We start from the raw sequence: 14,687 nt of genomic DNA on the forward strand, positions 1-14,687 counted from the left end.
ATGTTAAGCCACGTAGACGAAAACGGCCAAGCGAATATGGTTGATGTATCGCTCAAAGACGTAACCTTGCGCGATGCCTCAGCTGAAGCATTTATTAGCATGAGCAAGCTTGCCTTTGAACAAGTAATGCTTAATCAAAACAAAAAGGGCGATGTGTTAGGCGTGGCACGTATTGCGGGTATTCAAGGCGCTAAAAAGTGCGCCGATTTAATTCCGCTTTGTCATCCGCTTGCACTTACTAAAGTAGCTGTTGATTTTGAACTTGATAAAGCAAACAGCCAAATTAAAGTAACCAGCTACTGCAAACTTGCCGGTAAAACCGGGGTCGAAATGGAAGCGCTAACGGCGGTATCTGTGGCTAGCCTTACTTTGTTTGATATGTGTAAAGCAGCCGACCCACTTATGGAAATTAGTGGCATGCGCGTTACTCAAAAAGCTGGGGGCAAAAATGGCAGTTGGCAACGCGATTAATCCAAACGATGCTATACCTAGCGCCCAAAATGTAGAGTTATTGTTTTTTGGGCAACTAAAAGAGCGGTTAAAGTGCAGTAAATTAAGCCTTGAGATTACGCAGCCGCTTACTATTTCAGAGCTTAAATTAAAATTAGTGAGCCAATACCCGCATTGGCAACCGTGGCTTGAGGAGCGTGAGCTACTTGCAGCGCTTAACCAAACTATGTCATCAAGCGATGAAATAGTGAAAGCAGGGGATGAGCTTGCCTTTTTCCCGCCGGTTACAGGTGGCTAATGAGCATACATATTCAAGTGCAAACCGATGACTTTAATGTAGGTGACGAGCACAATACGCTTTGTAGTAATAACAAAAGCGATGGCGCTGTTGTCACCTTTACAGGTTTGGTAAGAGAGTTCAGCAGTGGCGATAACGTTATTGCACTTGAGCTTGAGCACTATCCTGGTATGACCGAGCAACTGCTTCAATCTATAGCAGAGCAAGCACAAACGCGCTGGCAATTGGCGCGAATATGTATTATTCACCGCGTTGGTTACTTAGCACTTGGCGAGCAAATTGTATTTGTAGGCGTAACGTCCCGCCATCGCCAAGCTGCGTTCGAAGGCGCACAATTTATAATGGATTACTTAAAAAACCACGCCACGTTTTGGAAAAAAGAGCACTTTAAAGACTCATCAAACTGGGTTGAGTTTAAACAAAGTGACAAACAAGCATTAGGTAAATGGGAGTCTTAATGAAAATAATCTCTACAAATATCTCTAAAATAAAAACGGTTGTGCATAACGGCAAAGAAGTTAAAACAGGTATATTTAAAACGGCTACTAACGAACCGGTAACTATTGAAAAGCTAAGTATTATAGGTGATGAGCAAGCTGATTTAGTTTACCACGGCGGCGTAGATAAAGCGGTATATGCTTTTTCGCACAATCATTATGACTATTGGAAGAAAACGCTTGCAAACGAGGATTTAACCAGTGGCATATTTGGTGAAAACTTCACGATTTCAGACCTTGATGAAGCGAATATACATATAGGCGATCATATTCGAATTGGTACTGCATTACTTGAAGTAAGCCAGCCTCGTGTACCCTGTTTTAAATTGGCTATCGCCCTTAATAATAAAAACAGCCTTAAACTGTTCACGCAGTATTACTGCACGGGCGTATATTTTAGAGTCATTGAGCAAGGTGTTGCCAAAACAGGCGACGCAGTCACTATAGAAAAAAAAGCGGCGCATAAAATTTCAGTTAAAAAGCTGTTTCAGGCGTTTTTTGACAAAAAATACGTAGGTTACGAAGACGTACTTTTAGAGGCCCTAACTCTGCCAGAGCTTGCTGTAGAGTGGCAAGAAAAGTTAAAAAAGAAACTTGCTATTAAAGTTGAATCGGCCAAATGAATGCTGTGTAATTTTTATGCAGTAATTAAATTCTCTAAATAAGAGCAAAACCTATACATTAACTAGTAAAAAAAAGAATGCCTGCTATAACTAAGGTTAGAAAAACTATAATAAATATAGTGTTACGGTTATTAACCAATAGCGAATAGGAAAACAGGCTTCGTATATGAATATATCTAAAAAATTGATGCTTATAGTAATCTTAACGACAGCCGAAGTAAGTATTACCGTTTTTTCTGCCTTTGAAATAGCTAAAGGCGCCAAGTTTCATCAGCTTAATTTTCTTCATTTAAAGTATATTAACCAATTAACAAAGACAGTAAAAAAAATAAAAAACGACATCCCTGTAGATATAAAAACGATAGAGTTTGATATATTGGCTATAAAGCAGCAACCTATTGATTGTCTTGATGAAGTCAATTTTTTAAACCGTGTTATTATGAAAGTCATTAAGACTGATCAAGCTTTAGCTATTTGCGAAAATGATATAGAAATTGCTGATAAAGCGCTACTGTCAGTTACTCAATATAAGAAAGGTGAACTCAGTAGAGATGACTTTTTACTAACCCTTAATGTTGCACTTGATGGATTCAATCAACATTCAGAAATGTTTGAAGAACCAATTAGAAAAACAGTGTCATTTATACTGCTTACTTTAATACCACTTGTTTTAATTATATCCCTTTTTAATATTATTCTAATCAGTTACCTGTCACGTACTATATCTAGCTCTATACGCAATTTAACCATTCTTTTAGCTAGTAAACCTGAAGATAGTACTAATTTAGATGACGAACTTGATAAAAATACCACGGGAGAATTAAAAGCATTAGTAATAGCAGCTAGGCAGCGTATCAAAGATGATTTTTTGAACATAGAAAATAGTATCGAGCTAAAAGCTATTGTAAACAGCCAAACAGCTTCTTTGCAGCAGGCAAATGATGAACTGGCTCAGTTTGCTTACAGAGCATCACATGATTTAAAGTCACCGTTATCGGGCGCTAAATCTTTGGCCCATTTTGTTATTCAAGACATAGAAGCTGGTGATATTAAAGAGGCCTGTCAAAATGCGAAAATTATTTATCAACAAATGGAGAAATTAGAAACACTTGTTGTTGATATTTTATTATTAGCAAAAGCAGATATAGGTAATGAAAATGAAGAATTAATTGACTTTAATCAGTTGATTACTGATATGGAAGAACGACTGGCTTGGTTAATGAAAGATAATCCTTGTACATTAACAACGAATATTAATTTATCGACACCTATCAAATCAGAAAAAGCGCGTTTTGCTCAAATCATCGAAAATTTGATATCAAATGGGTTGAAATATTACGACACAAATAAGGATGCGCCCTATGTTCACTGCGATATTTTTAACGAACAAGAGACGTTCAATATTACAGTTACCGATAATGGGATTGGAATACCTGATAAGCATCAAAGCGAAGTGTTTGATATGTTCAAGCGATTTCATGTTGAGACGAGTAGCGGCTCAGGTTTGGGTATGGCACTAGTTAAAAAACATATAGAGTATTTAGATGGAGAAATATCATTGCAAAGCTCTAATAGCGGTACAACATTTAAAATAACAATACCTATGGATAAATTAAGATGAAAAAAGTAAAACCACCTATATTAATTATCGATGACAATGAAGTTGATCGGTATATCCTTAAAAGATTAATAAAAGAAGCTAACTTAGAGCTTACCATTTTTGAAAAAAAAGATGGTCAAGAGGCGTTAGAATTTCTCGAAAATTATGAAGCGAATAGAAAAGAACACCCAGATGGCTTTCCCCCAATATTGATTTTTTTAGACATTAATATGCCCAGAGTTAATGGTATTCAATTTTTAGACGAGTTTGCCAAGCTCAGGAAAGTCATTGAAATAAGTTCTTGCGTAGTTATGATGTTCAGCTCATCAGAACGAGAAGAAGAGAAAAAAATTATTATGGCGCATGATTTTGTTAAAGGCTATTTAGTTAAGGGAACTTTTAAAGCTGAAGATCTAAAAGAGAAGGTACTGTCTGTCATTGGAGCGCGAATACAGGGAGATTAAAAATTATTACGATCTCAATATATTCTGAGTTTATATTGAGTGAAAATAGAGTTTTAGGTGTTTTTCGGTTTAGCAAAATACAGCCTCTGTTATTTTATTTTGACGATTTCAATATAGGTAATATTTCTAGATTGAATCGTCGGCGTTCTTAGTGAGTAATAAGTCTATGTCGTTTGCAGGCATGGGCCTTGAAAATAAAAAGCCTTGCAAATAGTCTATCTCTAATTGTTTACATAAATTGTGCTGTGCTTGGGTTTCAATACCTTCGGCGACAATATCAAAATCTAACTTTTTAAGCATCAGAGACAACCCTTCAATTACTCTTAGTCGTTTCCCTTTTTCACCATCAGATGATTGCATGCTTTTATCTAACTTAACAATATCAATGGGGTAAGATATAAGATGAGATATAGATGAATAGCCCATACCAAAATCGTCCAAAGCAATTCTAAAGCCATTATTAGATAAGGTGGTTAATATATCAGTAACTTCTTCGTTATCTTTGATAAAGGCTGTTTCAGTTATTTCTAAAATTATACTATTAACATTCACATCATATTGCTTTACAGCTGCGAGTAAATAAGCGAGCAATCCTTCACTCTGAAGTTGTATCGGGGAAATGTTTATTGATAAATTTAGCGGAATTTTAAAACGAGTTTGCCATAATGATAATTGCTGTAGAGCTGTTGAAATAATCCACTCGCCAAGCGTCACAATTAATCGGCATTCTTCCGCAATGGGTATAAATTCATCAGGAGTATAACTAATATCGGAATCTGGCCAGCGAATTAAAGCTTCTACACCTGATATTTTTTGCCGTTTAGAGCAATAAACAGGTTGGTAAAATATTCGAAAATTTTCTTGTTCTAAATTTTCTTTAATTTTGTTTTGAATATCAACGCGACGACTAAACTCGTATTGATATTGTTCTTTATAAAAACTAATTTTTGCTTTACCGTTTTGCTTAGAGCGATACATTGCAATATCAGCACATTTAAGCAGTTCATGTGACTCCGTCGCATCTTGAGGATATATAGCACTGCCAATACTCACACTACAGTTAATCGTTCTACCATTATGTAAAAATGGCTCAGAAACATTAGCTAGGATCCTATTTGCTATCATACCTATTTGATTAATATTACTTATACCACCAATAATAACAGCAAATTCATCTCCCCCTAATCGAGCAAACCCTTCGTCTCTTCTTAGGCAGTGGTTAATTCTTGTTACAGTTTGTATTAAAATCTGATCGCCTACATTATGCCCTAATGTGTCGTTTATATGTTTGAAATTATCTAAATCCAATGCCAAAAGCGCGACACTATTTTTAGTCCGTTTATTATTGGCAATCATTACTTTTAATATTTCTTCAAAATGGTATCGGTTTGACAAACCCGTTAGCTGATCCCTTTCTGCCATATGCTTTACAGCGAGGTAACTGTCATGCATGCGTTGTTCAGCTTCAAAGCGTTTTTTAGCGTATATAAGTGCTTTATTTAAACTACTACGTGTAATATCACCCTTAGGTAAAAAATCTTGTGCACCGGCTTCTATACACTCAATTGCGAGGGTTGAGTTCTCTGATGAACTAATCATAATTATTGCAGTATTACCAAGTTTTGGCTTTGCTCGCATCTCAAGAAGCATTTCGATACCATCTTCTTTAGGCATATTATAATCGAGTAGTATTATGTCAAAATGCGTGTTTTCAATGGCGCTTAAACCTTCGGTAACACATGTTACTTCAGTAATATCATGAAGTTGAGAGCCATCTGAAATAAGCATCTTTTTAATTAATTTACGATCTACTAAGTCATCATCAACTATTAAAATATACATAAGTTCCTTAAGGGTTTAGCACTATGCCAATACTCATCTTTAATTAATAAAACAATTTTATTGCTAAATTTTTGGCCAAAAAATAGTAAATGTACTGCCAAGCTTTCCATCAGATGCTACTTCAATCTTACCGCCATAATTAATAATGAGCTTTTTTGCTACACAAAGACCAATACCACTACCTTCTACGTCATCACGAGATCGCAGAGTTTGAAACAATTTAAAAATGAGTGAAAAATACTTTGGATCTATTCCAGGGCCATTATCTGTTATTTCAATAAGATAATAATGATGAGAAGGCCGCAAAGAAACGTGTATAACACCAAGCTCTTTATCGTTATGTTTTATAGCATTACTAATAAGGTTTAAAATGACTGTTTTGAAGGGGACTACAGGTATGTTTAATAATTTATCATTTGCATTTATATGAACAGTTACTGTTTCTGGGATCTCTAAACATTCAGCGATTTCAAGATAAACATTTTCTAAAGACAAGTCAGAGCGGGTAGAATCACAACGATCTACTCTCGAATAGCTCAGTAAATCTTCTAGTAATACCTGCATTCTATTAGTGCGATTAATTACTAACTGAAAGTTTTCTAAATGCTCTTCAGGAAGCAGATCTTTACAATCATCCGAAATCCACTCAAGTAAACGTTTAATTGCATTTAATGGCGATTTTAAATCGTGAGAAGCAATACTGGTAAACTCGTCAAGTTCACTGTTTGCTTTTTGTAATTTAGATATTAAATTTTCTTTTTCAGCTATGTCTCTGCACACACCTAAAATATAATGTTTACCAGACTTATCTTCAAAGCGTTGTTTTATAGTTTCTACAGTAATCTGCATGCCATTAGGCATTGCTAAATTTTCGACTGTTTTACTAATGCCGCAATCTAAAGCAATTTTGTCTTGCGCTAAAAATGCAGTAGCCGCATCTTCTTCGTAGTGTTCAATTGTAGTAAAGCCGATTATTTTGTTTTGCATTTCTTTTGGATAACTATTTTTGAAGGCATCATTTGCGTATACAATTTTAAAGTTTTCGTCCTTTATAAAAACAAAATCTCTATTTAGCTCAGAAATCATTGAATGAAGTTCAGCATCTTTTTCTTTTTTAAATATAAAATTAAGTTGGAGTAATTGATTTACAATATTTTTTTGTATGGTGGCTAATATCGTTTTATCTTTTTCTGTAAATGCGGATTCACTTTTTCGTTCAAATATCAACCAACCCAATTTTAAGTTCGATGGTAAAATAATGAGTGATATAACCCTACGCATTTTGGAGTTTACATTTAAGGGATTATTTGAAGTGCTTTTTGAGTTACCCTCGATAATAGATTCATTAAATACTTCACTATTTAGCGCCTCTGTGGTTATGGCTATTTTCGAACCATATTGGTACAACTCAATTTGACCATGTGGTGAATTTGCAATAATAGAGCATGCCGTAGCATCAAAAACATTTAAGATTAGTTCAACAATGTGCTCTAAGTTTTTTTGAATGTCGTTATCAACAAAAAAATTCGAATCTGTTGGTAATATATTCTCAATATAGCGTCCTACATTAGGCATTAACACTTCCTTCAATCTAATCACTTAACTAGTACCTGTTGAACTTTCATGATTGAAATTCGTTCAATCTAAGAGCTGTTTAATCGTGGCGCGAGGTTTGTAACCTAGTGGGCTCGGCACCTGCTCCTGCGTACTCTAATGGCTTACACCACTGTAAGAATAAGTAAAAACCGAGCAACAAAGAGTCAATCACCCTTAGGTAGCGCATATTTGGCATTTATCCTGCGTTATCGCCTATTTTTGGGGAGTAACCACACTACATAGGCTCTAACTTGCTTAAATACCAAACAGCTTGCTGCAATTTCAACCTCGAAAGATGAACAGGCCTTAATATAAAATACCCTCACATTAAAACGCTATGTAACAAGCAATTAACTTATTGTAGTTGATTATTATGAGTTTGCTTAAATAATCTATTTTATAAATTAACTTTTTAAATTAAAAGCTTACCTAATTTAAATACACCGTGCTTTAGGTTTTTAAAAGCAGTTACACAGGCATTTTAATATACGGTTTAATAAAGTGAGTGATTCATTGCTTTATTAATTGTAATGTATAAAAGTGGAATTACTGATTTAAGGAAAAAGATGTCAATTCAATTTACTTACGACGCAATTCAGCGTTTTCATTTTATAGAACTTATTATTTACTGGGAGGGTCGTTTAACAACAAACCATATACAACAACACTTTCAAATAAGCCGTTCAAGCGCCTCAAAATACATTCAAGATTATCTAACGTTTTTTCCTAACTTCTTAATCTATAACAGTTCAAAAAAAGGGTATGAAGCAAGTAATAAGTTTGTTTCAAAACATGGTTTAAATGACTTAGGCACTTACTTAAAAGTGACTCAGCAAAGCATGACCAGCCATTTTTATAATAACTTCACCGCCATGGTATCGCCACTTGCTCCTATAGAGCCTAGTAAAGTATCAGGGATTTTAAATGCACTTAAGCATAAATATCGGATTGATGTAGGGTACGCCTCGGTATCCAGTCCTGAATTTGAATCACGTATAATAAGCCCGCACAGTTTAGTATTTGATGGAACACGTTGGCATGTTCGTGCATATTGTGAAAAAAAATCGCGACTTTAGAGACTTTGTACTAACACGGTTTAACGGTGAATGCGATATAGAAGGCCGTGCAGAGTTTGACCAAAAAAACGACACATTATGGCAAAAAATATTACACGTAAGCATAGAGCCAGATCCACGACTAACCCCCAATAAAGCTCGCATAATAGCACTTGATCACCAAATGGTTGAACACCCTAGTGGGCAATACAAGCGTGTTATTAAAACGCGCGCAGCCTTATTGCTTTACCTTTTAAAACAACTGCGTGTAGATAGTTATCAAGCAAACCCAGAGGCTCAGCAAATTATATTAAGCCCGTATTGTTTAGCCCAGCTACAGCCTTATATGCCTTAATATAAAACAAAATTTAACCATAATTTTCTTATTAAAAACCTGCCTAAAAACGCGACAGGTGATAAATACACAGTGTTGCTCAAAAGCTAAACAAACTATAAATTTAATGGAATGAAAAAAAGGACAGACACATGGACGATTTTAGCCCAAGCAATTTAAAAACAATTTTGCACTCAAAACGTGCCAACATGTATTACCTAGAATATTGCCGAGTAATGCAAAAAGACGGGCGTGTTTTATACCTCACAGAAGCTAAAAACGAAAATCAGTATTTTAATATTCCTATTGCTAACACCACAGTTTTACTGTTAGGCAATGGCACATCAATAACCCAAGCCGCCATGCGCATGCTGGCGCAAGCGGGAGTACTCGTTGGGTTTAGTGGTGGCGGAGGCACACCGCTTTATATGGGCAACAACATAGAATGGTTAACGCCCCAAAGTGAGTACCGCCCAACTGAGTATTTGCAAGGTTGGATGAGCTTTTGGTTTGACGATAAAAAGCGCTTAGCCGTAGCCAAACAATTTCAGCAAGCACGCATAGAATACCTCAACAAAATTTGGAATAAAGACCGCAGTTTAAAAAGTGAAGGCTTTACAACCCAAAATAACAGCATTGAAACGGCCTTAACACGCTTCAACGAGCGGATGCTCGTTGCAACAAAGCAATCTGAACTGCTATTAACTGAAGCACAGCTTACCAAAGCTTTGTATAAGTTTGCCGCCAATATAACCAAGGCAGAAGGCTTTACGCGCCAACACACCTCAACCGACCTTGCGAACGACTTTTTAAATCATGGTAATTATTTAGCGTATGGCTTAGCCGCCAGTTGTTTGTGGGTGCTGGGTATTCCCCATGGTTTTGCTGTAATGCATGGTAAAACCAGACGCGGAGCGCTTGTATTTGATATTGCCGACCTAATTAAAGACGCCATTGTACTGCCTTGGGCATTTATTTGCGCACAAGAAAACGCCACCGAACAAGAATTTAGACAACAAATTTTACAAGCCTTTACCGACAACAAAGCACTCGACTTTATGTTTGATGAAGTAAAAAAAGCAGCACTGCAAACAGAGCACAAAACAGGTGAAAACCAATGATGGTCACTTTTGTTAGCCAATGTGAAAAAAACGCCTTAAAAAAAACGCGCCGCGTACTCGACGCATTCGCAAACCGTATAGGCGACAACACGTGGCAAACCCTAATCACAGAAGATGGTTTATTCACTGTAAAAAAAATGCTACGGCAAACCGCCAGTAAAAGCACCGCAGTGAGCTGCCATTGGATACGCTCAAGGTCGAGAAGTCAGCTTTTATGGGTAGTGGGGAATAAATTAAAATTTAATGCGCAGGGTATTGTGCCGGTAAATTACACCAAACTAGATCTTTCTCATAAAGAATGGGAAAACGGCTGGGAATTAAACGAAGCAATAATGTTGGCCTCAAGCCTTGCTGGTTTATTTCATGATTTTGGTAAAGCAAATGATTTATTTCAACAAAAGTTGGCTGGTAAAACACAATCAAAATCTGAACCATATCGTCATGAGTGGGTATCGTTAAGGTTGTTTGAAGCCTTTATTAAAGAGTTAACCGACCAAGAGTGGTTAACAAAGCTACTAAAAATTAATCAGCAATCAAATGCTATTCAGGCTGAAAATAAAATACACAAAATATTATTTAAAGATAACGGAAAACATCAAAACCCATTTAATTCTTTTGGCGATAATACACAGTTTGGAAAGTTAGTTGCGTGGTTAATTGTCTCGCACCATCGTTTACCTTACCCGCAAGTTAACTCAGTTAAGTTAGATGAAGCTCAAAGTTGGCTGACAAAATGTTTTGACTGCCATTGGAATTCAAAAAATGCAGAAAATTTAGCTGATATAGAACCCTCAGTAATTAATGCCAATTGGGGTTTTGTTCATGGTACGCCGCTGTTGAGCAAAACATGGCAAAACAAAGCGAGCGAAATAGCCAAGCGAGCATTGAGTTACCCTAAACTGTCTGAAAAAACAGATTGGCTAAATCAACGTTTTGTTAGTCATTTATCAAGATTATCACTCATGTTAGCGGATCATTATTATTCATCTCTTGAGTTAAAAGATTCAAAAATGAAATGGCGAGATAACAGCTATCAAGCTAACGCCAATACAGATAGAAAAACAAATCAGTTAAAACAAAAATTAGATGAACACAATATTGGGGTTGCTCATAACGCTTTTTTATTTGCTAAAAATTTACCGGCTTTAAAATACGCATTACCTGCATTAGCACAGCATAGGCTTTTTTCGCAAAGTGCGAAAGACCGTAAATACCAATGGCAAGACAAAGCGTTTAAAGCGTCAAAAGAGTTTGCTAAAACCAGTGAAAAACAGGGGTTTTTTGGTATTAACATGGCATCAACTGGGTGTGGTAAAACCATGGCAAATGCACGAATTATGTATGCCCTAGCAAATGAGCGCGAAGGTTGCCGATTCTCAGTTGCTTTAGGTTTACGTACTCTAACCTTACAAACCGGTGATGCATATCGAGATTTACTCAAATTAGGTGATGATGAACTCGCCGTTTTGATAGGTTCTAATGCTGTTAAATTACTGCATCAGTTAAATAAAGAGGACGGGAAATTAGCAAAGCCCGATCATGGCAGTGAATCAGCACAAGATTTTTTTGAGCAATTATATGTCAGTTACGAAGGGCAAATTTACGACGGACGTTTAAAGCATTGGTTAAAGGGCAATCCCAAATTAGAGCAGTTAATCAGTGCGCCTATTTTGGTCAGTACAATCGATCATTTAATGCCAGCTACAGAAAGTAAACGAGGCGGTAAACAAATCGCGCCTATGCTGCGGTTATTAACGTCAGACTTGATTTTAGATGAACCCGACGATTTTGGATTAGAAGACCTACCCGCATTATGCCGATTAGTTAACTGGGCAGGTATGTTAGGCTCTCGGGTTTTATTATCATCGGCAACGTTACCACCTGCGCTTATCAGTGCTTTGTACGACGCTTATGTAGCAGGCCGTAAACATTATAACCAAGCTAATTTTCCACATAATAGCAATACAGGTATTGTTTGTGCTTGGTTTGATGAAAACAAAAGTGAAGTTGAATTAATAAATAATAAAGAGGGATTCAAACAAAAAAATAACATATTTATTGAATCACGATTAAAAAAATTAACGGCGAACAGCAAAGTATTACGTAAAGGAAAGATCGTTAATATTGAGTTGCCTGACACGGATAATAGTGACTCAGCAGATCAAAATTTAACAGGTCAAAATATAGATGAGAAAAATAAGCAGGTTTTTCAAAATGTGGCAGATACCATTCACCAACAAATTTATGAATTACATAACCAACACCATGTAACACATAGCAGCGGCAAAAAAGTATCTATTGGTGTGGTTAGAATGGCTAACATTAACCCGATGATTGCGGTTACAAAAATACTGTTAGCTATGCCGCCAAGGGCTAACTATCAATTTCATTTTTGTATTTATCATTCGCAGTTTCCGCTAGCGTTACGCTCCTACAAAGAATCCCGCTTAGATAAAACCTTAACTCGCTATGATGAACAAGCGCTTTGGCAACAACCTGAAATTGCCAACATGTTAAAAGCTGACAGACTAAATAAAACATCGGCAGGCAATCATGTGTTTATTGTAGTGGGCACATCTGTAGTAGAAGTAGGGCGTGACCATGATTACGACTGGGCAATTGCAGAACCTAGCTCGCTACGCTCAATTATCCAGCTAGCGGGGCGTATACAACGGCATAGGCAAGTACCGCCTACTGTTGCAAACGTGGTGATGCTTAACCAAAACATACGGGCATTAAAAGGTGAAAAAGTAGCTTATTGTAAACCAGGTTTTGAAACCCCAGAACTTCCCCTTAACAGTAAAGACTTGAATGAATTGTTAACAACAGAATTAGACAATATTTCAGCAATACCAAGAATCGTAGAGCCTCAAATGAGCCAAGGTGATTTTGCTAAAGCTCCGATAGGAAGTCATAAAAGAGAAACGGCTAATTCAATTAAGTCGTTTGCAATTCAAGAGCACAGATCATTAAGAGTCACATTGGATGTTATTGGGGGAAAGAAAAAAGATTTATTTTACAACTCAGATAAACCCGCATCACTTTGGTGGAATGAAAGCTCCGCAATTGATTGGAGTGCTGAATTTATTCGTCAAACTGAGTTTAGAAAATCACAACCACAAGAAGAATTTATTTTACGCTTAGAAGAAAGTGAAACATTAACGTGGAGTCAAATTGACGATACCCGCTACCCACCAGTGTATTTAGAGCAAAGCAATCGCTTTATAGATGAAAACCAATCAATTGAATTAGCCCAAGGCAACCATTGGTGGTTTAACTTAAGCGTTGAAGAAACCTATCAAATTTTTGCAGATAAAGTAGATAAAAGCTTGCAACAAGTAAGTGAAACCTTTGGTGTAATTGGCATAAGAGAGCCGAGTAAAGATCAAGAATTAAATTGGCACTGGCATGAACAGCTAGGTGTTTTTGATAATAAGTAAAAGGAAAAACGATGGAAGCAACATTAACGCAAGCGCTAGCTGATTATATAGAGCAGCGCAAACAAGCTAAGTTGGAACCTTTTCAAAAAGCACTAAATAAAGTGTTAGAAAAAAGTGAAAACGAAACAGAAATAGCGACAGCTAAAGCAGAATACGCAGAAAAATCGGCACCTATTGAAGAAGGTTATAAAGCTGTAGTGTGGTTAACTGATGCAGCTAGGCGAGCAAAACAAATCAGTTTAGCAACCCATGCGGCAAAATTTACTCATAGTGATGCCAAAGCGAGCAGTATTTTAGTAAGTCAGTCATGTACAGATAGTCAAACTATAAATAATCAATACCTTGTTACAACAAGCTTAACAAATAAAGCAATTGATGCTGTAGGTAATGCGGCAGCATTAGATGTTGCAAAGCTGCTAAATATAACGGTCAATGGTGAAAGCCTTATTACGCAATTGCAACAAAATCATGCACAAGCGTTAAGTGCTTTTACTGATAATGCCGAATTATTACAAACTTGGATTGATGGTTTTAAATTAGCATTAGCCGATGAGAAACTAAGCTCACATAATTTAAGTAAACAGGTTTATTTTCCGGTTAAATCAGAAAATGATGATGTTGGGTATCATTTATTATGCCCGCTATTCTCATCGGCACTGGCGCATAATTTACATAAAAAAGTCACCGATACGCGCTTTGGTGATTCAAAAGATATTCGAGATGCCCGCAGAGCCAATAAGTATGATGAACGAATGGATATAAGCTTTCCAAATACCGCCGTGCAGAGCTTTGGTGGTTCAAAGCCACAAAACATTTCACAACTAAATAGTGAGCGTTATGGTCAGAATTTTTTATTAAATACAGCTCCTCCTACGTTCACAGCACAAGTTAAGCCGCCTATAAATAATACCAGCTTATTTAACCGACAACTAACATACAAAATATCGGGGTACTTGCGAGACTTTAAAGCCTTTTTAAGTAAATTAAACCCCGAAGAAAATAACTTTAAAGTGCGCTACAAGCGCGATTATCACTTTATTTTACCCATACTCGATCAACTAATGATCCACGCAGCCAACATTCAAACATTACCAGCAGGCTGGGCAAGTGAATCACATTGTAAACTAAAACACGCCCATGCTTTATGGCTTGATGTTTATAACCCACATGAGGGCTTTAAACGTGAGCGTGAAAAGCTCGACTGGCAAGCTGTGATAGCGGCTGATTTTGCCAGTTGGTTAATTAAACAATTAAAAAATGACGAAAAATATCGCTTAGGTGATATCGAACATGCTTATTTTTCTAAAGTTTGTTTACATCAGTTAAAACGTTTTGAACACAACACACCCAAATTAGCGGAGGCGTAA

Annotated in this window: 13 protein-coding genes; 11 read left to right on the top strand and 2 right to left on the bottom strand. The window is 36.5% G+C overall.

The genetic code is table 11. The features are described from left to right. From moaC to P20495_RS12720, 6 genes are all read left to right on the top strand, one after another. On the top strand, window positions 1-471 hold the full coding sequence (moaC, locus tag P20495_RS12745) for a cyclic pyranopterin monophosphate synthase MoaC (RefSeq protein ID WP_008135436.1): 471 nt from the start codon (window positions 1-3) through the stop codon (window positions 469-471). Further along, window positions 449-748 carry a MoaD/ThiS family protein gene (locus P20495_RS12740; protein WP_008135438.1) on the top strand — a complete coding sequence of 100 codons (300 nt, stop codon included), beginning with the start codon at window positions 449-451 and terminating at the stop codon, window positions 746-748. The genes moaC and P20495_RS12740 overlap by 23 nt, the downstream gene beginning before the upstream one ends. Then, the gene (moaE, locus tag P20495_RS12735) at window positions 748-1,206 is read left to right on the top strand and encodes a molybdopterin synthase catalytic subunit MoaE (protein ID WP_007375234.1); all 459 of its coding nucleotides are present in this window, start codon (window positions 748-750) and stop codon (window positions 1,204-1,206) included. The genes P20495_RS12740 and moaE overlap by 1 nt, the downstream gene beginning before the upstream one ends. After that, the gene (locus P20495_RS12730; RefSeq protein WP_008135442.1) at window positions 1,206-1,868 is read left to right on the top strand and encodes an MOSC domain-containing protein; all 663 of its coding nucleotides are present in this window, start codon (window positions 1,206-1,208) and stop codon (window positions 1,866-1,868) included. The genes moaE and P20495_RS12730 overlap by 1 nt, the downstream gene beginning before the upstream one ends. 166 nt (window positions 1,869-2,034) lie before the next feature. Then, a complete protein-coding gene (locus P20495_RS12725) occupies window positions 2,035-3,489 on the top strand; it encodes an ATP-binding protein (RefSeq protein ID WP_008135444.1) in 1,455 nt (484 codons plus the stop codon). Continuing rightward, a complete protein-coding gene (locus P20495_RS12720; protein ID WP_008135446.1) occupies window positions 3,486-3,932 on the top strand; it encodes a response regulator in 447 nt (148 codons plus the stop codon). The genes P20495_RS12725 and P20495_RS12720 overlap by 4 nt, the downstream gene beginning before the upstream one ends. A 126-nt stretch (window positions 3,933-4,058) precedes the next feature. Here the strand turns inward: P20495_RS12720 and P20495_RS12715 are convergent, their stop codons facing one another. Together P20495_RS12715 and P20495_RS12710 are read right to left on the bottom strand one after the other, a co-directional pair. Beyond that, window positions 4,059-5,774, bottom strand: coding sequence for a GGDEF domain-containing response regulator (locus P20495_RS12715; protein WP_008135448.1), 1,716 nt, complete (start codon window positions 5,772-5,774; stop codon window positions 4,059-4,061). A gap of 63 nt (window positions 5,775-5,837) precedes the next feature. After that, window positions 5,838-7,349: an ATP-binding protein gene (locus tag P20495_RS12710; protein WP_008135449.1), complete on the bottom strand. Its 1,512-nt coding sequence runs from the start codon at window positions 7,347-7,349 to the stop codon at window positions 5,838-5,840. A 587-nt stretch (window positions 7,350-7,936) separates the two neighbouring features. On the opposite strand from P20495_RS12710, the gene P20495_RS21300 reads away from it, so the two are divergent. The 5 genes from P20495_RS21300 to csy1 all read left to right on the top strand — a co-directional run bounded on the left by P20495_RS21300 (window position 7,937) and on the right by csy1 (window position 14,687). Continuing rightward, window positions 7,937-8,446, top strand: a complete 510-nt coding sequence (locus P20495_RS21300) for a WYL domain-containing protein (RefSeq protein ID WP_008135453.1) — start codon at window positions 7,937-7,939, stop codon at window positions 8,444-8,446. Further along, a complete protein-coding gene (locus P20495_RS21305) occupies window positions 8,424-8,780 on the top strand; it encodes a hypothetical protein (protein ID WP_138950647.1) in 357 nt (118 codons plus the stop codon). The genes P20495_RS21300 and P20495_RS21305 overlap by 23 nt, the downstream gene beginning before the upstream one ends. A 131-nt stretch (window positions 8,781-8,911) precedes the next feature. Next, on the top strand, window positions 8,912-9,880 hold the full coding sequence (cas1f, locus tag P20495_RS12705) for a type I-F CRISPR-associated endonuclease Cas1f (RefSeq protein ID WP_008135456.1): 969 nt from the start codon (window positions 8,912-8,914) through the stop codon (window positions 9,878-9,880). Further along, a complete protein-coding gene (cas3f, locus tag P20495_RS12700; RefSeq protein ID WP_008135458.1) occupies window positions 9,877-13,320 on the top strand; it encodes a type I-F CRISPR-associated helicase Cas3f in 3,444 nt (1,147 codons plus the stop codon). Before cas1f ends, cas3f begins: the two co-directional genes overlap by 4 nt. 11 nt (window positions 13,321-13,331) lie before the next feature. Continuing rightward, the gene (gene csy1, locus P20495_RS12695; protein WP_008135459.1) at window positions 13,332-14,687 is read left to right on the top strand and encodes a type I-F CRISPR-associated protein Csy1; all 1,356 of its coding nucleotides are present in this window, start codon (window positions 13,332-13,334) and stop codon (window positions 14,685-14,687) included.

The sequence above is a fragment of the Pseudoalteromonas sp. BSi20495 genome, from assembly GCF_000241185.1.
GTDB classification, from domain to species: domain Bacteria; phylum Pseudomonadota; class Gammaproteobacteria; order Enterobacterales; family Alteromonadaceae; genus Pseudoalteromonas; species Pseudoalteromonas fuliginea.

Coding starts and splice junctions, on each gene's coding strand:
- moaC (WP_008135436.1), top strand. CDS start 1: ATGTTAAGCCACGTAGACGAAAACGGCCAAGCGAATATGGTTGATGTA.
- P20495_RS12740 (WP_008135438.1), top strand. CDS start 449: ATGGCAGTTGGCAACGCGATTAATCCAAACGATGCTATACCTAGCGCC.
- moaE (WP_007375234.1), top strand. CDS start 748: ATGAGCATACATATTCAAGTGCAAACCGATGACTTTAATGTAGGTGAC.
- P20495_RS12730 (WP_008135442.1), top strand. CDS start 1,206: ATGAAAATAATCTCTACAAATATCTCTAAAATAAAAACGGTTGTGCAT.
- P20495_RS12725 (WP_008135444.1), top strand. CDS start 2,035: ATGAATATATCTAAAAAATTGATGCTTATAGTAATCTTAACGACAGCC.
- P20495_RS12720 (WP_008135446.1), top strand. CDS start 3,486: ATGAAAAAAGTAAAACCACCTATATTAATTATCGATGACAATGAAGTT.
- P20495_RS12715 (WP_008135448.1), bottom strand. CDS start 5,774: ATGTATATTTTAATAGTTGATGATGACTTAGTAGATCGTAAATTAATT.
- P20495_RS12710 (WP_008135449.1), bottom strand. CDS start 7,349: ATGCCTAATGTAGGACGCTATATTGAGAATATATTACCAACAGATTCG.
- P20495_RS21300 (WP_008135453.1), top strand. CDS start 7,937: ATGTCAATTCAATTTACTTACGACGCAATTCAGCGTTTTCATTTTATA.
- cas1f (WP_008135456.1), top strand. CDS start 8,912: ATGGACGATTTTAGCCCAAGCAATTTAAAAACAATTTTGCACTCAAAA.
- cas3f (WP_008135458.1), top strand. CDS start 9,877: ATGATGGTCACTTTTGTTAGCCAATGTGAAAAAAACGCCTTAAAAAAA.
- csy1 (WP_008135459.1), top strand. CDS start 13,332: ATGGAAGCAACATTAACGCAAGCGCTAGCTGATTATATAGAGCAGCGC.